The following is a 17815-nucleotide window of genomic DNA, read 5'->3' on the forward strand; positions in this document are numbered from 1 at the left end:
AAAAATAATATTTGATGGTTATCGGGGCGATTTCTCGAGCCCTTGAACCGGAGATCAGTGAATTGACGAAACTATTGCACATCAATGCGTCGCCGCGCGGTGACAAATCCCAGTCCGCCCAGCTCGCCAACGCCCATATTCAGCAGCGCAGGGGGAGCAACGCCCGGATTCAGGTCGATGTACTCAATCTCTGGACCGAGACGCTACCGGAGTTCGACGGGGACAAGAATGCGGCGAAACTGTCATTCTTCGGCGTCGGAGAAATGACTGCGGCCGGGCAAGGCGCCTGGGACCAGATCGCCGCAATCACCCGGCGTTTCATTGAAGCCGACGAATATGTCTTCAACATACCCATGTGGAACGGCGGGGTCCCCTACAAGTTGAAACACTATATCGATGTCATCACCCAACCCGGCCTGCTGTTCGGTTTTGATCCTGAACGTGGCTATTTCGGGCTTTTGGAAAACAAGACGGCACATGTCTTCTACACGTCAGGGGTTTTTTCGCCGGGCGCAGATACGAAATACGGTGCTGATTTTCACTCTACCTATATGGACTGGTGGTTTGGGCTCGTCGGGATTGACGCAGTAGTCACTGACCGCCACCAGCCGAGCATCCTGACCGCCGATCCGACCGGAGATTTCGAAAAGGTGTTCGAACGGGTCAAAGCTGCCGCGTAACTGACAGCCACGCCCTTGAACCGTCCCGGATCTGACCGCGCACAGATCCGCTCCTTGGTGTCGGCCCCGGCACATGGCCGGGGCGGCCAAGATGGTGTTGTCAACACAAGGTGTGACGACCGACCGGCGCATGCCGGGATACTGTTGCCTGAAAGGTGGACGTTTTCAACTTCACCGTCGTGGTGAGTCAGCCGGTACTCCTGATACAGGTGCGTCCAGGGTCACACCCGGCTCCCAGCCCTCTGGTGCCATGACAAATCCATCAAACTGAAATCCCGGCGCCACGGTGCAGCCGACAAGGGTCCAGGCGCCCAGGGACCTTGCCTGCTGCCAGCCGTCGCGCGGCACGATGCCTTGCGGGCGCTGGCCGGCAAGAAGATTGTTTCCCACAGTGAGGACTTCCCTGGTTCTTCCGTCCGTGCTGATCGACAGCTCCAGCGGCGCGCCCGCGTACCAGTGCCAGGTCTCGACCGCGTCGACCTTGTGCCAGCGCGACAGCACGCCTTCGGGCAGCAGGAAATAGATCAGCGTCGAGGCGGCCCGGCCGTCATCATCCGTCACTTCGTCGCGAAAGGTTTCGGCGTAGAAGCCGCCCTCGGGATGGGGCTGCATGTTGAGCAGCGCGACGACGTCATCAGCGGTCATTTTTGAATACATAGTCATCGAGGGTTCCGGAAGCGGTCGGGAAAAGCCGGAAGGAAACCGGTCAGGACGCATTCGGTCCGGAGCAGAAGGCCAGATCATCGATGGTTTCGCGCAGGGCCGCAACCACTTCCTCGTACAGGACCTGCATGTCCAGCTTGTGACCGCCGCCCTGCTGCAGCGGGATCGCTTCCGCCTGGTGGACGATCCGGTGGACCACGTCCCTGGCGCGCTGCTCGGCGCTGCGTGCCAGATGAGCTTCGGAACTGTCAGGTGTCATGGCAAGTGCCCCTTCATGATCACGATGACGTGCATATGGGGGCAAAACTCAATCGTTTTAAGTCATCCGGCGCAGAAAGCTCAAAAAAGCGCCGGATGCGCTCCCGTCACCCAGGCGGTATCAGGCGTTGTCCTTGCGGGTGCGGATCTCGGCGAAGATCTCTTCCGCGGACTTGCCGTCCATGCCGAGGGCGGCGGCGACCGAGGCCTCGCCGGCGCGCAGAAACGGATTGGTGGCCTTTTCCCGTTTCATTGTGGTCGGCAGGGTCGCCTCGCCCCCTGCCCTGAGCGCGGTGACTTCCGCCGCGCGTGCCTGCAGGTCCGTGTTGTCCGGCTCGATGGTCAGCGCGAAGTTGGCATTGGCCTCGGTGTATTCATGACCGCAATAGATCACCGTGTCGTCGGGAAGCTGGCGCATCAGCTTGGAAAGGGACGACCACATCATTTCCATGTCGCCTTCGAACACCCGGCCGCAGCCGAGCGAGAACAGGGTGTCGCCGGTATGGGCCATGCCGATCGCCGGGAAATACCAGGAGATCTGGTCCAGCGTGTGCCCGGGTGTGGAGATTGCCGCGATTTCGTAAGGTCCGCAGAGCACGTCGTCGCCGTCTTCGACGGTCCGGTCCAGTTCGGCGATCTTCTGGCGTGAGCGCTCGGGTCCGATCACGGTGGCGCCGGTGGCCCGTTTCAGGTCGCCCAGGCCCTGGACGTGGTCCCAGTGATGATGGGTGATCAGGATGTGGCTGAGTGTCCAGCCGGTCTGCTCCAGCGCCTGCTCGTAGGCGGCCGCGTGCGGCACGTCGATCGCAACGGTGGTGCCGCTGTCACGATCGTGCACGAGCACGCCGAAATTGTTGTCGAGACAGGTGAACTGGTGGATTTCGGTGGTTTCACTCAAGGCCATGCCGGGCTCCTTGCAGGAAGGGTCTGTTTGATGCGCACAGTGTCAAAGAGCGGCGACAAGGGCAAGGCATGAGATCTTGCACTTGGCCCCGGTTCCATGTTCAATCGCGCCGACCCTGTTCATTGAGCCAGCCTGAATGTATCTCGACGTCGTCCATCTGCGCGCCTTCTACGATTTACCGCTCGGGCGGCTGTTGCGGAGCCTTGTCGGTGCGCCGGTCCGCAAGATGTGGCCGGACATGACCGGGAAAAGCCTGCTGGGCGTCGGCTATGCCGGTCCGTTCATGCGGCCCTATCTGGAGACCGCCGAACGGGCGATCGCAGCCATGCCCGCACCACAGGGGGCGGTTCCCTGGCCGCGCGAACGCGCCAGTACCTGCACGCTGGTCGAGGACACCGACCTGCCGTTTCCCGACGCCTTTTTCGACCGGGTCCTGCTGGTTCATGCGCTGGACCATTGTTCCGACCCTGCGGCGGTGCTGAGGGAAGCCTGGCGCGTGCTTGCACCCGGCGGGCGGCTGATTGCCGTCGTGCCGAACCGGCGCGGATTGTGGGCCCGTTCCGAACTTTCGCCGTTCGGCTATGGCCGGCCCTATTCGGGTGGCCAGTTGAAGGATCTCCTGAAAAGCTGCCAGTTCAAGGTGGTGGACGACAGGGAGGCGGTGTTCATGCCGCCTTCGAGGACGCGCACGATCCAGAGCGCGGCCCGGACCTGGGAGGGCATCGGCCGGAGAATCTGGCCGGCCTTCGGCGGTGTTCTGGTCACGGAAGCCGAGAAAGTCATCTTCCAGAGCCTGCCAGCCGGAGGGCAAAAGAGCCGGTTCCGGGTTCTGCGCCCGGTGTTCATCCCCGAAGGCGTTGCCTCCGGTCTGAAACCGGTGCGGGCGGTGCATCGAAGGTCCGGGGTGAGACAGGTCTGACCTGTCCGGCCCGCTTCAGCGTTTCAGAAGAAACACGGCCTGTTCGGCGACGATGTTCCAGACCCACCAGGGCGCATTGATCGGGATCTTGTTGCCCCGTCCACTCAGGGCGATCGCCTTCTCGACGTCGGCGTCAAGTTCGTGGCACAGCTCGACGAAATCGCGCAGCGAGCAGAAATGGATGTTCGGCGTGTCGTACCACTCGTAGGGAAGGTATTTCGTCACCGGCATGCGGCCGCGGAAAAGCAGCTGTGCCCGGTTGCGCCAATGGGCGAAATTCGGCAGGGAAACCACAACATGCCTGCCGATGCGCAGCAGCTCGCTCATGACCTTCTTCGGTTCCCGGGTGGCCTGCAGTGTCTGGCTGAGAATGGCGATGTCGAAGGCCCGGTCCGGGTAATCGGACAGGTCCGTGTCCGCATCTCCCTGAATGACCGACAGGCCCCGGGCGACGCAGCGGTTCACGCCGGCCTGGGACAATTCGATGCCGCGTCCATCCACATTGCGTTCATGCATCAGGAGATCGAGCAGGGCGCCGTCTTCCGAGCCGATGTCGAGGACACGGGCGCCTTCCGGTACCAGAGAGGCGACGACCTTGTGGTCGCCGCGGACATGACCGGGACCGGTCTGTGTCGGTGCGAGGTTCATGGCGTCAGATCTCCTCGCCTGGAACCGGAATGCCGCGGGCGCGGGCCGATCCGGTGACGAATCCACGGATGGTGGCGAACATTTCCGGGACATTCAGAAGGAAAGAGTCATGTCCCCAGTCCGCTTCGATCTCGACGAAGGAAACATTCGCGGCAGCGGCATTCAGGGCCTTGACCACACGGCGGCTTTCCGTCGTCGGGAACAGCCAGTCCGACGTGAAGGACATGACGCAGAACCGGGTTTTCGTGTCCTTGAAGGCATTGGGCAGGGCGCCGCCGAATTCCTCGGCCAGATCGAAATAGTCCATGGCGCGGGTGACATACAGATAGGAATTGGCGTCAAACCTGTCGACGAAGGTCATGCCCTGGTGGCGCAGGTAGCTTTCGATCTGGAAATCGGCGTCGAATCCGAAGGTCAGGCTGTCCCGGTCCTGCAGGTTGCGGCCGAATTTCCGGTGCAGCGATTCATCGGACATGTAGGTGACATGGGCGGCCATGCGCGCCACCGCCAGACCCTTGGTCGGCCGGACGCCTTCGGCGATGTAACTGCCGCCGCGCCAGTTCGGGTCGGCCATGATCGCCTGCCGGCCGACTTCGTGGAAGGCGATGTTCTGGGACGTGTGCCGCGCCGCCGCCGCGATCGGAATGGCCGCGAAGACCCGCTCCGGATAGCTGACTGCCCATTGCAGCACTTGCATGCCGCCCATCGAGCCGCCGATCACGGCGAACAGCGTGTCGATGCCCAGGTGATCGAGCAGCCGTGCCTGGGCACGGACCATGTCGCGAATGGTGACCACGGGAAGGTCCAGCCCGTAGGCGTTGCCGGTCTCGGGATTGATCGTCGCCGGTCCGGTGGTGCCCAGGCAGCCGCCCAGGACATTGGCGCAGATCACGAAGTAGTGGTTGGTGTCGATCGGCTTGCCCGGACCGACCATCAGGCTCCACCAGCCGGGTTTGCCGGTCACCGGGTTGGTCGAGGCAACATACTGGTCGCCGGTCAGGGCGTGGCAGACCACGACCGCATTGGTCCTGTCCGCATTGAGCTCGCCATAGGTTTCATAGGCGATCTGCCAGGGACCGAGCCGGACATCCGAATCCAGTTCAAGCGGCTCTTCGGCCGGAAACCGGGCGAGCTTGCTGGAGGGCGCAACGGCTTCATTCGGTTTCGCATCCGGTGATGTGGCGGAATTTGGTGTGTCTGCGGACATGGCTCTCGGGTTTGGTGTTTGTTCCCGATCGGGCCCGGGCGGGAAGCTCCGGCCGACCGCCTGCTGCGTCGGCCCGTGCCGGACGGGACGGGCGCGCGGCCACGCGATGGCCAGACTGGCGACCTAGCCGCGCCGCGCGCGCCGAGTCAATGTTTTCTTTTGCGTTTGCGCATTCGGGTGCCTATGACTATGCGCCGCTGACCCTTTGACGAAAACCGGAAAAAGTCATGTCTCAATTGCCGGACAGCGGAATGTCGCTGCATGATCTGAGGGCGCGGGTCGACGAGATCGACGCGCGCATTCACGAGGCTTTGATGGAGCGCGCGCAGGCGGAAGCCGGCATCCAGGCGGCCCGGCGCGCGGCCGGCGAAAGCCCCACGCTGTTTCATCCCGAGCGGGACGCGGACATGATGCGCCGCATGGTGGAACGCCATCAGGGCGACCTGCCGCTGTCAACCGTTGAACATCTCTGGCGCGATCTGATCTGCGCCTGCACCAGTCCGCAAACGGACATTGCGGTTCATCTTGACGGCAGCGCGGACGTTATCGAAATGCTCGATCTCGCGCGCTTCTATTTCGGATTTTCCGTGGAACTGGTGCCGGGCGCGGATGCGGCCGACATTGTCGGGGCGGTGACTGCTTCCGCGGGCGATCTCGGCCTCGTCGCCCTGACCGACCGGGCGGAACTGCCCTGGTGGCGCGGGTTGAGCGAGACGGGGGCCCTTGTCCGGGCGCGGTTGCCGTTCGTGGTTCTCGACGAACGGCCCGCGGATCTGCCGGCGCTGGTTCTGGCCAGGGCGGACAGCATGATCGACAATGCGGACATTGCGGTCTATGACGCCCGCTGGTCTGATCTCCTGCCGGTCAGGCTGATGGATCAGGGCATAGAGGTGCTCAGTTTCTTCCGGTCCGCGAGCGGCGTCGACGCGCTGCTGGCGATTTCGGGAGACCTGAGCGAGGAAGAGGTCATGACGGCCTGCGCAGGTGCCGAGCCGGACGTCTTGAGACGTGTCGGCGGATACGCTGCTCCGATAGACGGCGATCCGGAAGATATTTTTGCCGCCGAGGGCGAGGAGCCTCAGGCCGGGGAGCCTCAGGAATGAACGAGATGAGCACAGTGAGTGAGACCGGTAAAACAGCTGGCGAGATGCCGTCGGCGCGTCCGCAACCGAAGCCGGGCGTTCTGGATATCGCCCCTTATGTCCCCGGCAAGTCGAAGGGGTCGCATGGCAAGACCATTCACAAACTCTCCTCGAACGAAACGCCGCTTGGCACAAGCGCTGACGCCAGAGCGGCCATCGAAGCCGTGGCCGGGGCGCTGGAGCTTTATCCAGACGGGGCGGCAACGGACCTCAGGGCGGCGATCGGCGAGGTTTACGGTCTCAATCCTGACAGGATCATCTGCGGAGCCGGCTCCGACGAGGTCCTGAGCCTGATCGCCTATGGCTATCTCGGTCCAGGCGACGAGGCGATCTATTCCGAGCACGGGTTCCTGGTCTACGACATTGCCATCCGCGCCGCCGGGGCAACGCCCGTGATCGCGCCCGAAAAAGACCTGACGACGGATGTGGATGCGATCCTGGCCAGGGTCACCGACCGGACCAAGGTGGTCTTCATCGCCAACCCGAACAACCCGACAGGAACCTACCTGCCCTTCGAGGAGGTCCGGCGCCTGCACGAAGGCCTGCCGGATCACGTGCTGCTGGTGCTGGATGCCGCCTATGCGGAATATGTTCGCCGCAATGACTATGAGAGCGGGCTTGAACTCGCGGCCACGTCCGAGAACGTGATCATGACGCGGACCTTCTCGAAGATCTACGGCCTTGCCAGTCTGCGCCTCGGCTGGGGGTTCGGCCCCGCACATGTGATTGACGCCCTCAACCGCATTCGCGGGCCATTCAACGTATCCGCCATGGCCATTGCCGCGGGCATGGCCGCCGTCCGCGACCGGGCGTTCGTCACAAGATCCGTGGAGCACAATGAAAAATGGCTGCCGGTGGTGACGGGTGAACTGGAAAAGCTCGGTCTGAAGGTGACCCCGAGCGTCGGCAACTTCATTCTGGTGCATTTTCCGGACGCGGCCGGCAAGCGCGCCCCGGATGCCGATGCCTATCTGCTGGAACGCGGCTGCGTGCTGCGGCTGGTCGGCAATTACGGGCTGCCGAATGCCCTTCGCATGAGCATCGGTTCCGAAGAGGCCAACCGGACCGTGATTGCGCATCTGAAAGATTTTCTGGGACAGAAGTAAAGATCACCATGACCGCTGCCCCCCTTTTCGAGCGCATGGCCCTGATCGGCATCGGCCTGATCGGGTCCTCCCTGGCCCAGGCCGCCCGCCAGCGCGGCCTGGTGAACAGCATATCGATTTCGACCCGCTCGGAGGAAACCCTGAAACGGGCCGAGGAACTCGGTCTGGGCGACCGCTACGAGGCCGACGCCGCCGTTGCCGTGGAAGGCGCCGATCTGGTCATCATGTGCGCGCCGGTGGGCGCCAACGAGGCGATTGCCAAGTGGATCGCGCCTGCCTTGAAAAAAGGCGCGATCCTGACCGATGTCGGCTCGACCAAGGGATCGGTCGTCGATCAGGTGAGCCCGCATGTGCCCGACGGTGTGCATTTCATACCCGGACACCCGATCGCCGGCACAGAACAGTCCGGTCCGGATGCGGGTTTTCCGACGCTGTTCGATGACCGCTGGTGCATCCTGACGCCGCCGGAGGATGTCGATCCGGACGCGCTTGAAAAGCTGAGCGCCTTCTGGCGGGGCTGCGGATCGGACGTCGACCGGATGGATCCGAAGCATCATGATCTGGTGCTGGCGATGGTGTCGCATCTGCCGCATCTGATCGCCTACAACATCGTCGGCACCGCCGACGACCTCGAGACCGTGACCAAATCCGAAGTCATCAAGTATTCGGCCTCGGGTTTTCGCGACTTCACGCGTCTGGCGGCGTCCGATCCGGTGATGTGGCGCGATGTCTGCCTCAACAACAAGGATGCGATCCTGGAGATGCTGTCGCGGTTCTCCGAGGACCTGTCCGCTCTCCAGAGGGCGATCCGCTGGGGCGACGGCCAGATGCTGTTCGACCTGTTCACCAGAACCCGGGGCATCCGCCGGTCGATCATCGAGGCGGGCCAGGAAACCGACGCGCCGGATTTCGGGCGGCACGGCAAGGGACAGCCCGAGGGGCCGGCGGAATAATCCTCTCCCTCTGGGGACGCGCCTGGGCGCCGTCTCCGGGCAGGGCCCACAGCGCGGCGCGGGCTGTCAGCTGGTCCGGCTGACGATGAACCCTGCGAGCGCGCCCAGGATGTCCGCCCTGTCGCCGTAGGGTGCCAGCAAGGCGGCGGCCTCCTCCCGCAGACGGGCCAGTTCCCCACGGGTTTTTTCAACGCCCCAAAGGCCGACAAGCGTTGCCTTGCCGGCGTCGGCATCCTTGCCCGTCGCCTTGCCCGCAGCTTCCGGGCTTGCCTCGACATCGAGCAGATCGTCGGCCAGCTGAAATGCGAGCCCGATGACCTCGCCGAAGCGCGTCAGGCGGTCGACATCGGCGGTCGGCGCGTCGGCGAGCAGGGCGCCGGCGCGGCAGGCATAGCGCAGCAGGGCGCCGGTTTTCATCGATTGCAGCAGGCGAATGTCCGCTTCGGTTCGCGGCCGGTGTTCCGATTCCAGATCGAGCATCTGTCCGCCGGCCATGCCGCCGACGCCGGCGGCGCGCGCGAGGTCCCGGGACAGGCGCAGGCGGATGGCGGCATCATGGTGGACGGCGTCCTCCGCGATGACGTCGAAAGCCAGCGTCAGCAGGGCGTCACCGGCCAGGATGGCGGTTGCCTCGTCGAAGGCCTTGTGCACCGTCGGCTGGCCCCGGCGCAGGTCATCGTCGTCCATGGCCGGCAGGTCGTCATGGACCAGCGAATAACAATGGATCAGTTCCAGCGCGCAGGCGGCCCTGACGACGCCGTCATCGGAGCGCCCGAACAGGCTTGCCGTCTCCCAGACCAGGATCGGGCGCAGCCGCTTGCCGCCGTTGAGGGCACCGTGGCGCATTGCCGCAACCAGCCGCGGCGGGCGCGCGGTCTCTCCGCGAGAGGCGGTGCCGCTCAGTGCGCGATCCAGAACCGCTTCGACACTCTCGGTCCGCGCTGCCAGATGCTGTTTCAGGTCAAAGGTCACCATGTGCTCCAGGACGATCGATCAATAACTCTTGCAAGGACCGGGTTTCCCTGAAACCAATTGGCTGTATCGTCAAGGCTCGAATTTGAAAAAGGCCCTTCAACCGGCCGATTGACACTTTCAAACCAAACAATTTGGAGACTTTCCTCATGAAACTGCTGTCGAGCCTGCTGCGATCCTTCATCAAGCGCGGGCGCATGCGCGTTATCGACCTTGCCGGGAGGGTGCATGAATTCGGGTCCGGCGAGGACGGGCCGACGGTGACCATCCGTCTGCACGACAAGGCTCTTTACCGGTCGCTGTTCCTCAATCCCGAGCTCGCGGCAGGCGAAGCCTACATGGATGGCACGCTGACCATGGAAGAAGGGTCGACCTGTTACGATTTCATGTTCCTTTTCTCCATCAACCGGGCACCGCTCGGGGCGAACCCGGTCCAGGGCCTGCTGCGCAAGGGCTGGAAGCTCTTCAGACGCCACCAGCAGAAGAACAGCGTGGAGCGCGCCAAGACCCAGGCCCGGCACCACTATGACCTGTCGACGGATCTCTACAGGCTGTTTCTGGACGAAGGGTTCAACTACAGCTGCGCCTATTACACGGATCCGGACGATTCGCTGGAAACGGCCCAGGCGGCGAAACTGACCCATCTGGTCGCCAAGCTCGATCTGGAGCCGGACATGGAGGTGCTCGAGATCGGCGGCGGCTGGGGGTCCCTGGCGATCCGCATGGCCCAGGCCGGCGCGCGCGTGACCTCGCTGAACGTGTCCCCCGAGCAGGTCAAAATCGCGGAGGAGCGCGTCCGTGCCGCCGGGCTTGAGGACCGGGTGACCTTCGTCCTGAAAGACTACAGGGAGTTCGAGGGCCGGTTCGACCGCATCGTTTCGGTCGGCATGATGGAACATGTCGGGATCGGCCATCTGGACGCCTATTTCAGCCAGATCCGCGACTGCCTGACGCCGAACGGGTATGCGGTTGTTCATTCCATCGGGCGCATGACGCCGCCGGGAACGACCGGACCGTTCATCCGCAAACACATTTTTCCCGGGGGCTACGTGCCGGCGTTGTCGGAAGTCTTTGCCTCGACCGAACGGCTTGGATTATGGGTCTGCGATGCGGAAATCCTGCGGCTGCACTATTATTACACCATCCGGGACTGGCGCCGGCGGTTCGAGGAGAACCGTGCGGCGGCTGCCAGTCTCTATGACGAGGCTTTCTGCCGGATGTGGGAATTCTACCTGTGTGCCGTCGAACTGGGGTTCCTGCACGGGTCCAACATGGTCTTCCAGCTTCTCCTGTCGAAGGAACGGGATGCCGTGCCGATCGTCCGGGACTTCATTATCGACAACGAACGGGAATTGAATGGCAAGAGTTAAGCCGGCGAAGGGCGGCGGATCAGGATCGGGACGGACACCCGCCCGGAAGACGGGATTGTGGCCTACCGTCCGCAAGCGGATGCTTCAACTGCTGCTCGTCCTGCTCCTGCTGCCGCCGGTTCTGACGGTGATCTACTCTGTGGTGCCCCCGGTCAGCACGCTCATGATCGGCCGCTATGTCCAGTTCCTGTGGGTCGACCGGCAATGGGAGCCGCTCGAGCGGATCTCTCCGCATCTTGTCAGGTCGGTGATCGCCTCGGAAGACAGCGGGTTCTGCGAGAACGACGGCGTGGAATGGGGAGCCTTGCAGGAGCAGGTCGAGGCCCTCAGCGAAGGGGAACGGCCGCGCGGGGCCAGTACCCTCACCATGCAGACCGCCAAGAACCTGTTCCTGTGGGGAGACCGGTCCTATCTGCGTAAGGGAATGGAACTTCCCCTGGCGCTGATGCTGGACGCGATCCTGTCGAAAAAGCGCATCATGGAAATCTATCTGAACATTGCCGAATGGGGTGAGGGCATCTTCGGTGCGGAGGCCGCCGCGCAGGCCTGGTTCGGCAAACCGGCCAGCGACCTGACACGGACCGAGGCCGCCCGGCTGGCGACGGCGCTGCCCAATCCGCGCGGCCGCAACCCGGCGAAACCGTCTCCGGGCCACCGCCGGCTGGCGGCGACCAACCTGGCCCGGGTCAAGGGTGCGGGCGCCATTTTCGGGTGCGTTCTGGAGAATTGAACCTGGCGGGAGACCCGTGCGGGAGCGCTTTCGCCGGCCGTGCCAAGAAAATTTTCGCTATGGGGTGGCAAAACGCCGGTGTTGCCTGTATAACGCCGCGCATTCAAACACGTTGCGTGACGCCACGCCCCGGGCGAACCCGGTCCGGGCCGCGCGGTTATGGACCACGGAGAAAAAGATAAAATGGCCGTTCCAAAGAGAAAAACTTCGCGCATGAAGCGCGGTTTTCGCCGTTCCACGGACGCCCTGAAGCAGCCGACCTACGTCGAGGACAAGGATTCGGGCGAACTTCGCCGCCCGCATCACGTTGACCTGAAGACCGGCATGTACCGGGGCCGTCAGATCCTGTCCCCGAAGGAAGACGCCTGAGACCGGCTTGCTTTCACCTTCTGAAAGCGGACCCGTGACCTGGCTCTGATTCTCTTCGGGCGGATCGCCGAATGGCAAATCAGGATTGAGGCCGGCCCTGTTTCGACAGGCCGGCCTTTTTCTTTTGGCCCGCCTTGAATTGGCTCTCAAGATCGTGTCAGCTCGCCGCATTCGGCCCGCTTCGGGCAAGAGTCATACGGGAGCCGCTTCATGCGCCTATTTTCCGCCATTCCCTTCACGTTGTTTTCTCTCCTGATCTACAACGCGCTTGCGTTTACGGCCGGTGCCTCCGATGCCGGCTTCTGGGCGCAGCCCCTGATCACGATCGCCATGGTCTCGGGCGCGACGTTCCAGCTCCTGACCAGCGACGTTCTGATCACGGTCGGCCTGTTCTTCCTGTTCATCGAGATCCTGAAGGCGACGCGCATCGGCACGACGGCGCTGCTCGACCACATGTTCTCGGTGCTGGTCTTTGTTGTCTATCTGGTGGAGTTTCTGGTGGTGCAACAGGCGGCCACGTCGCTGTTCTTCATTCTGATGGCGATCTCGCTGATCGATGTGATCGCGGGCTTTTCGATCTCCATCACAGGCGCCCGCCGTGACGTGTCCTTCGGACACGGACAGGTGCACTGAGGGCATTGCCGGGGCTGGTGCGGCCTTCGCAGAATAGCACTGCTGTCATCCCGGGAGCCGCGAAGCGGAAACCCGGGACCCGGGACCCAGGAGTCCCGGGCCTTGCGGTGTCAGTACGGCCGATTATGAGGAGTCCGGGGTTCCCGCTTTCGCGGGAATGACACCCTGGAGGGTCGGACCGGTCAAAAATGTGGCCCGTCAGCGGGCGCGCGCGCGCCTCACGCCTCACCATCCTCGACAATGTCTTCTGTCTCAGCTCTCGCCAAATTAGATGGCGGAGCGGATTGCGCGTCCCGCGCGCCGCGCTCAGGTGTCGCCGTCTTCCACGAGCGCGTGTTTCTGAATCAGCGGAAGCTGGGACAGCGTGAACAGGATCGTGATCGGCATGATGCCGAAGACCTTGAAACTGACCCAGAAATCGGTCGAGAAGCTGCGCCAGACGACTTCGTTGACAATCGCCAGGACGAAGAAGAACACACCCCAGCGGAACGTCAGCTTGCGCCATCCTTCGTCGGTCAGCCGAAAGGCGCTGTCGAACACATAGCCGAGCAGGGCCTTGCCGAACAGGAGGCCGCCGAGCAGGATCGAGCCGAACAGGCAATTGACGATGGTCGGTTTCAGCTTGATGAAAAGCTCGTCATGCAGCCACAGCGTCAGGGCGCCGAACACAAGAACGACAACGCCGGACACCAGCGGCATGATCGGCAGCCGTCGTGTCAGCCACAGGGATACCACCAGCGAGATCGTGATGGCCACCATGAAGGCCGCGGTGGCGAGAAAGATCGGCTTGCCGACGGCTTCCAGCACGGGAAACGACGCGGTGATCTGTTCGCCCCTGGCGTTGAACAGGAAAAACACGCCGAGGGGCCCGAGTTCCAGCGCCAGCTTCAGAAGCGGCGACAATTCCTTGCGGGTCGGATCGTTGGGGGCGTGTTCGAATTCCATGTTGTGCTGCTCCGCGGTTGGTTACCGGGAGATAGGGGCACAGAACCGGACGGGTCAAGTGGGAGGGCTGTCTTATGCGGCCAAAGATGCTAAATGCTCTGGACGGAGCTGGGGGAACAATGCGTGTGGAGGCTGCCCCGTGAGACGTGTCATTGTCTTTCTTCTGACGAATTTTCTGGCGATGCAGATCTGCCATGCGGCGACGCCTGTCATCTGGGAAAACCTGAAGGATCCGAAAGCAGCGGAATTCATCGATCCGTTTGCTGCCCTTGGCATCCAGGACCTCAGGTCGCTCGGGACAGTGCTGCGGCTGCGCCAGCGTCTTGAAGACGCCAGCCTGGCGGATGAGGCAAGACGCCGGATCGAGGGCAGGCTGCGGAGCGAGGAAGCCGGATTGGCGGCGGCAGGCGTGCGCACGGACTGGCTGTTGTCGCAGCGGGTGGAAATCGGCAGGAAACGGGCCGCCGCGGCGCTGGCGGGCAATCCCGCACTGGCGGGCAAGGAAATTGCAATCACCGGCTACGTGATCCCTGTCCAGGACCCTGGCGGTGGAGGGGTGACCGGCGGCTACCTGGTGCCGGAACAAGGCATGTGCAGCCACATGCCTGCACCCGATCCCAACCAGATGATCCGCTACCGTGTGTCGAGCGGATGGGAGGCGCAATACATCTATGAACCTGTCCTGCTGACCGGCAAGCTGTCCATTGAAACCGTGCGCCAGCAGATCACGCTGCTGGATGGTCAGGTCGACATGATTGCCGCCTTCCACATGGATGTCACGGAGGTGCGCAGTCTCGATGAAAAGACGCGCCCCAATCCGGAAAACCGGCTCTGGAAGAACTTCCTGAACTTCGGAAAGCCGGCGGCGGAAAGCGGCCAATAAAAAAGCGCCCCCGGGGACGCTTTTTCACCGAATGAAACCTGTTGTCTCAACCGTTGGCGATGTACTGGCCGCCATTGATGGTCATGACGGCACCGGTCATGAAGGCAGCAGCGTCGGAAGCCAGGTAGACCACTGTCTGGGCGATCTCCTCAGGATGGCCGAGACGGCCGACCGGGATGTTGGAGACGATCGATTCCAGCACCTTCTCAGGCATGGCGGCGACCATGTCGGTGTTGATGTAGCCCGGGCAGATGCAGTTGACGGTGATGCCCTTGAAGGCATTTTCCTGCGCCAGCGCCTTGGTGAAACCGATCACGCCGGCCTTGGCGGCGGAGTAATTGGTCTGCCCCATCTGACCTTTCTGGCCGTTGATGGAGGAAATGTTGATGATCCGGCCCGAGCTGCGTCCGCGCATACCGTTGATGACCGGTTTGGTCATCGTGAACATCGAGTCGAGGTTGGTGGACATCACCGCGCGCCAATGGTCGAAGTCCATCTTGTGGAACATGCCGTCGCGCGTAATGCCGGCATTGTTGACCAGCACCTCGACCGGACCGAGGTCGCTTTCCACCTGGGCAATGCCCGCGGCGCATTCATCGGGATTGGCAACGTCCCATTTGTAGACGTGAATGCCGGTTTCGGCCTTGAAGGCTTCCGCTTTCTCTACATTGCCGTGATACGTGGCCGCCACAGTGTAGCCTGCGTCTTTCAATCCCCGAGAAATCGCCTCTCCGATTCCGCGTGTGCCACCTGTGACCAATGCGACCTTGCTCATTCCGCTTCCTCCTGCCTTCCCGCTCCGGGTCCTTCGGACCTCATGGGTTCCTGAGTGGTTCAGGAACCGTCTTTTTCCAATCATGGCCAGTGGTGGCTGGCCATGATCTCCGTCAAATGATCTTCGAGATCAGCGTTCCAGGCACATGGCAACGCCCATGCCGCCGCCGATGCACAATGTGGCCAGACCCTTCTTGCCGTCGCGGCGGCCCATTTCATGGAGCAGCGTCGTCAGGACGCGCGCGCCGGACGCGCCGATCGGGTGGCCGATGGCGATCGCGCCGCCGTTGACGTTGACGATGTCGGGGTTCCAGCCCATGTCCTTGTTGACCGCGCAGGCCTGGGCGGCGAAGGCCTCGTTGGCCTCGACAAGATCGAGATCGGCGGCGTTCCAGCCGGCTTTTTCCAGCGCCTTGCGCGACGCCGGGATAGGACCGGAGCCCATGACGGCCGGGTCGACACCTGCAGTCGCCCAGGATGCGATGCGGGCGAGCGGCGTAAGACCGCGCTTTTCGGCTTCTGCGGCGCTCATGACCAGGATGGCGGCGGCGCCGTCATTCAGGCCCGATGCGTTGCCCGCGGTGACCGAGCCTTCCTTGGTGAAGGCCGGGCGCAGTTTGGCGAGGCTTTCCAGGGTCGCGCCGTGGCGGATGTACTCGTCATCCTCGACAACACGCTCGGCCCGGCGCTCCTTGACCGTCACCGGGGTGATCTCGTCCTTGAACCTGCCGGCCTTCTGGGCAGCTTCCGCCTTGTTCTGGGAGGCGACGGCGAATTCGTCCTGCTGGTCGCGGTTGATCTGCCATTTCTCGGCGACGTTCTCGGCGGTCTGGCCCATGTGATAACCGTTGAAGGCGTCCCAGAGGCCGTCCTTGATCATGGTGTCGATCATCTTGAAGTCGCCCATCTTGTAGCCGGCGCGCATATGCGCGCAATGCGGTGCAAGAGACATGCTCTCCTGGCCGCCGGCCATCATGATGGTGGCATCTCCGGTGAGGATCTGCTGCGCTGCGATGGCAACGGTGCGCAGGCCCGAACCGCAGACCTGATTGAGGGTCCAGGCGGTGGCCTTGTCCGGAATGCCGGCATTGATGGCGGCCTGGCGCGCGGTGTTCTGGCCCTGTCCGGCGGTCAACACCTGGCCGAACACGACTTCGTCGATGTCACCGCCGTCGACGCCGGCCTTTTCCATCGCGGCCTTCATGACGATCGTACCAAGGTCATGCGCCGGTGTGTTGGCGAAAGACCCATTGAAAGACCCGACAGGCGTGCGGGTCGCACTGACAATAACGATATCGTTGAAAGCGCTCATTCTACTCTCCAGGACTCGTGGCCGGACGGCCGTAGCAGTTTGGTGCCACCAGGGCACGGACCCATGAATGAGGTTGTAACGGTGTTCACGGCGGAGGCAGCGCGCCTGACCGGGCAGGGGCCCCCGTCAGTGCGTGCGTCCGCGATTTCTCGTGCCGTTCCATCCCTGTCCAAGGGTTCGTACCCCAAGGGCACTCTGATCCTTGTTTATGCCGGAACTAGAAACCTCACCCGCAGTCGTGTCAACCGTAACACTCCTAATTGAAGCCCTGTTTTCGCAATTGCGGCATCATCCTTTCGTCGGCGCACATAAAAAGGGTGGCACGATCCGATACGATTGGCTTAGTCTCATTGTCGGAGGTGATGGCAGGCTCGCGAAGGCCTTGTCGTCAAATGGAAAACGGGAGCGGGGAGTACTCCCCCTCGAGCGCACCCCGTGTTCTCCAGAACACGGACGAGAGGCTCGGATCCCTGAGGATGGATCGGATTTCTGCATTCATTGGAATTTATGTGAATGCAGGCCGATCTAGCCGTGAGGCAGATAGGCGGAAGTGACGAATGGCCAAGACAAACGAGCCGACAATCATCAAGAAATACGCCAATCGGCGGCTCTACAACACGGGCACCAGCACCTATGTCACCCTTGAGGACCTGGCGGTGATGGTGAAGGGGGAAGAGGACTTCGTCGTTTTTGATGCAAAGAGCGGTGACGAGATTACCCGGTCCGTCCTGACCCAGATCATTTTCGAGCAGGAAGGCAAGGGGCAGAACCTGCTTCCCGTCACATTCCTGCGGCAGTTGATCCGCTTCTACGGCGACAGCATGCAGGGGATTGTTCCGAGTTTTCTGGAATACTCGATGACATCCCTCACCAAGGAGCAGGAAAAGCTGCGCTCGCAAATGGGCGGTGCCTTCGGCGCGACGGCCTTCGATGCCATCGAGGACCAGGTCAAGCGCAACACGGAAATGTTCGAGCGCGCCATGAAGATGTTCATGCCGTTCCCGGCCGGCGAAGGCGGGTCGGCCCAGACCGAGGCGACTGACGACAAGGCGGGCGGGTCGGATCTGGACGACATGAAGCGCCAGCTTGAGGAAATGCAGAAAAAGATCAACCAGCTTGGCGAGAAATCCTGAATCCGGATTTCATGTCCTGTCGATCAGCCCGAAGGCTTGCGCATTTCCGGATCCTGGAATTTCGCAAGCGGCGGGTTGCGGATCGCTGAGCAGTGGATTGCCGGACAGTGGATTGCAGGAGCACGACATCCCTCCTGAGGGAGAGTCTCCGCGCCTTTGCAGGATGAGAGCGGTGTGGGGACCACACCGCTCGGGAAGGCCTGTCCTCAACCCG

20 protein-coding genes are annotated in these 17815 nt (G+C 62.6%); 11 read left to right on the forward strand and 9 right to left on the reverse strand.

Translation table 11 applies throughout. From position 1 onward, the window contains the following. Positions 1–14: 14 nt before the first annotated feature. On the forward strand, positions 15–680 hold the full coding sequence (locus WNZ15_RS13275) for an NAD(P)H-dependent oxidoreductase (protein ID WP_342893462.1): 666 nt from the start codon (positions 15–17) through the stop codon (positions 678–680). 171 nt (positions 681–851) lie between these two features. Here WNZ15_RS13275 and WNZ15_RS13280 read toward each other — a convergent pair whose 3' ends face one another. The 3 genes from WNZ15_RS13280 to gloB form a co-directional block, all read right to left on the reverse strand. Beyond that, complete coding sequence (locus WNZ15_RS13280) at positions 852–1343, reverse strand: cupin domain-containing protein (RefSeq protein WP_342893463.1); 492 nt, start codon at positions 1341–1343, stop codon at positions 852–854. A gap of 43 nt (positions 1344–1386) precedes the next feature. After that, a complete protein-coding gene (locus tag WNZ15_RS13285; RefSeq protein ID WP_342893464.1) occupies positions 1387–1602 on the reverse strand; it encodes a hypothetical protein in 216 nt (71 codons plus the stop codon). A 120-nt stretch (positions 1603–1722) separates the two neighbouring features. Continuing rightward, positions 1723–2505: a hydroxyacylglutathione hydrolase gene (gene gloB, locus WNZ15_RS13290; protein ID WP_342893465.1), complete on the reverse strand. Its 783-nt coding sequence runs from the start codon at positions 2503–2505 to the stop codon at positions 1723–1725. Positions 2506–2641: 136 nt separating this feature from the next. Between gloB and WNZ15_RS13295 the strand changes: the two genes are divergently transcribed. Then, a complete protein-coding gene (locus WNZ15_RS13295) occupies positions 2642–3424 on the forward strand; it encodes a class I SAM-dependent methyltransferase (RefSeq protein WP_342893466.1) in 783 nt (260 codons plus the stop codon). Positions 3425–3439: 15 nt separating this feature from the next. On the opposite strand, the gene metW is transcribed toward WNZ15_RS13295, so the two are convergent. Continuing rightward, the gene (metW, locus tag WNZ15_RS13300; RefSeq protein WP_342893467.1) at positions 3440–4072 is read right to left on the reverse strand and encodes a methionine biosynthesis protein MetW; all 633 of its coding nucleotides are present in this window, start codon (positions 4070–4072) and stop codon (positions 3440–3442) included. A 4-nt stretch (positions 4073–4076) separates the two neighbouring features. Further along, on the reverse strand, positions 4077–5279 hold the full coding sequence (locus WNZ15_RS13305; protein WP_342893468.1) for a homoserine O-acetyltransferase: 1203 nt from the start codon (positions 5277–5279) through the stop codon (positions 4077–4079). A gap of 227 nt (positions 5280–5506) precedes the next feature. Here WNZ15_RS13305 and WNZ15_RS13310 point away from each other — a divergent pair, with 227 nt between their 5' ends. From WNZ15_RS13310 to WNZ15_RS13320, 3 genes are read left to right on the forward strand one after another with little or no spacing between them, the layout of a single operon-like run. After that, the gene (locus WNZ15_RS13310; RefSeq protein WP_342893469.1) at positions 5507–6382 is read left to right on the forward strand and encodes a chorismate mutase; all 876 of its coding nucleotides are present in this window, start codon (positions 5507–5509) and stop codon (positions 6380–6382) included. Further along, complete coding sequence (gene hisC / locus WNZ15_RS13315) at positions 6379–7527, forward strand: histidinol-phosphate transaminase (protein ID WP_342893470.1); 1149 nt, start codon at positions 6379–6381, stop codon at positions 7525–7527. Before WNZ15_RS13310 ends, hisC begins: the two co-directional genes overlap by 4 nt. Before the next feature lie 8 nt (positions 7528–7535). Beyond that, on the forward strand, positions 7536–8480 hold the full coding sequence (locus tag WNZ15_RS13320; protein ID WP_342893471.1) for a prephenate/arogenate dehydrogenase family protein: 945 nt from the start codon (positions 7536–7538) through the stop codon (positions 8478–8480). Between the two features lie 66 nt (positions 8481–8546). On the opposite strand, the gene WNZ15_RS13325 is transcribed toward WNZ15_RS13320, so the two are convergent. After that, positions 8547–9455: a polyprenyl synthetase family protein gene (locus WNZ15_RS13325; RefSeq protein ID WP_342893472.1), complete on the reverse strand. Its 909-nt coding sequence runs from the start codon at positions 9453–9455 to the stop codon at positions 8547–8549. A 146-nt stretch (positions 9456–9601) separates the two neighbouring features. Between WNZ15_RS13325 and WNZ15_RS13330 the strand changes: the two genes are divergently transcribed. From WNZ15_RS13330 to WNZ15_RS13345, 4 genes are all read left to right on the forward strand, one after another. Beyond that, positions 9602–10822, forward strand: a complete 1221-nt coding sequence (locus WNZ15_RS13330; protein ID WP_342893473.1) for a cyclopropane-fatty-acyl-phospholipid synthase family protein — start codon at positions 9602–9604, stop codon at positions 10820–10822. After that, entirely contained in the window at positions 10809–11552 is a 744-nt protein-coding gene (mtgA, locus tag WNZ15_RS13335) for a monofunctional biosynthetic peptidoglycan transglycosylase (RefSeq protein ID WP_342893474.1), read from the forward strand. The genes WNZ15_RS13330 and mtgA overlap by 14 nt, the downstream gene beginning before the upstream one ends. 183 nt (positions 11553–11735) lie before the next feature. Next, a complete protein-coding gene (gene rpmF, locus WNZ15_RS13340; RefSeq protein ID WP_306142215.1) occupies positions 11736–11921 on the forward strand; it encodes a 50S ribosomal protein L32 in 186 nt (61 codons plus the stop codon). Between the two features lie 210 nt (positions 11922–12131). Further along, entirely contained in the window at positions 12132–12554 is a 423-nt protein-coding gene (locus WNZ15_RS13345; RefSeq protein ID WP_342893475.1) for a hypothetical protein, read from the forward strand. Between the two features lie 306 nt (positions 12555–12860). On the opposite strand, the gene WNZ15_RS13350 is transcribed toward WNZ15_RS13345, so the two are convergent. Continuing rightward, positions 12861–13499 (reverse strand): septation protein A, encoded by a 639-nt coding sequence (locus tag WNZ15_RS13350; protein ID WP_342893476.1) that lies wholly within the window; start codon positions 13497–13499, stop codon positions 12861–12863. Between the two features lie 139 nt (positions 13500–13638). Between WNZ15_RS13350 and WNZ15_RS13355 the strand changes: the two genes are divergently transcribed. Continuing rightward, on the forward strand, positions 13639–14382 hold the full coding sequence (locus tag WNZ15_RS13355) for a DUF3299 domain-containing protein (RefSeq protein WP_342893477.1): 744 nt from the start codon (positions 13639–13641) through the stop codon (positions 14380–14382). 46 nt (positions 14383–14428) lie between these two features. Here WNZ15_RS13355 and phbB read toward each other — a convergent pair whose 3' ends face one another. Continuing rightward, on the reverse strand, positions 14429–15157 hold the full coding sequence (phbB, locus tag WNZ15_RS13360; RefSeq protein WP_342893478.1) for an acetoacetyl-CoA reductase: 729 nt from the start codon (positions 15155–15157) through the stop codon (positions 14429–14431). Between the two features lie 129 nt (positions 15158–15286). Continuing rightward, the gene (locus WNZ15_RS13365; RefSeq protein WP_342893479.1) at positions 15287–16468 is read right to left on the reverse strand and encodes an acetyl-CoA C-acetyltransferase; all 1182 of its coding nucleotides are present in this window, start codon (positions 16466–16468) and stop codon (positions 15287–15289) included. A 557-nt stretch (positions 16469–17025) separates the two neighbouring features. Between WNZ15_RS13365 and phaR the strand changes: the two genes are divergently transcribed. Then, positions 17026–17601: a polyhydroxyalkanoate synthesis repressor PhaR gene (gene phaR, locus WNZ15_RS13370; RefSeq protein WP_342893480.1), complete on the forward strand. Its 576-nt coding sequence runs from the start codon at positions 17026–17028 to the stop codon at positions 17599–17601. The last annotated feature ends 214 nt before the right edge of the window (positions 17602–17815 follow it).

This window comes from Roseibium sp. AS2 (genome assembly GCF_038900065.1).
Lineage (GTDB): Bacteria > Pseudomonadota > Alphaproteobacteria > Rhizobiales > Stappiaceae > Roseibium.